The sequence below is a fragment of the Allobacillus sp. SKP2-8 genome (assembly GCF_007559355.1).
In the GTDB taxonomy this organism is placed as follows: Bacteria; Bacillota; Bacilli; order Bacillales; family Alkalibacillaceae; genus Allobacillus; species Allobacillus halotolerans.
In genome coordinates this window covers 2,447-3,106 of record NZ_VMHF01000035.1, presented here as the reverse complement: position 1 = coordinate 3,106, position 660 = coordinate 2,447, and the positions used below count along the sequence as shown (strand labels likewise).

Here is a 660-nt window from a genome sequence, read left to right as displayed (position 1 = left end):
GGCCTGTAGCTCAGTTGGTCAGAGCGCACGCCTGATAAGCGTGAGGTCGGTGGTTCAAGTCCACTCAGGCCCACCATCTAAGGGGCCTTAGCTCAGCTGGGAGAGCGCCTGCTTTGCACGCAGGAGGTCAGCGGTTCGATCCCGCTAGGCTCCACCATATACAACAGTTTTATTGTGTAGATTTCTGCCACGTGTGGTGGAAATTTATCTATCTAAAGCTGATAAACATGTACCTTGAAAACTAGATAAGAAGCAAGCATCGAAACGAAAAGATTTAGGCGTCTTTTCACGCAAGTAAGTTAAGTGAATAAGGGCGCACGGTGGATGCCTTGGCACTAGGAGTCGATGAAGGACGGGACTAACACCGATATGCCTCGGAGAGCTGTAAGTAAGCTTTGACCCGGGGATTTCCGAATGGGGAAACCCACCACCCGTAATGGGGTGGTATCCGTTACTGAATTCATAGGTAACGGAAGACAACTCGGAGAACTGAAACATCTCAGTACCCGAAGGAAGAGAAAGCAAACGCGATTTCCTGAGTAGCGGCGAGCGAAACGGAACTAGCCCAAACCAAGACGCATGCGTCTTGGGGTTGTAGGACATTCCATATGGAGTTACCAAGAAGGTTGGTAGGTGAATTGATCTGGAAAGGTCAGCCAT

1 tRNA gene and 1 rRNA gene (1 of these 2 running past the window's edge) are annotated in these 660 nt (G+C 49.8%); both read left to right on the top strand.

Annotated elements, in window-relative coordinates:
• Positions 1–81 precede the first annotated feature (81 nt).
• Positions 82–157 (top strand) — tRNA-Ala (locus FPQ10_RS12720).
• A gap of 140 nt (positions 158–297) precedes the next feature.
• Positions 298–660 (top strand): 23S ribosomal RNA (locus tag FPQ10_RS12715); its annotated part runs 2,446 nt beyond the window's last position; the annotation flags it as partial.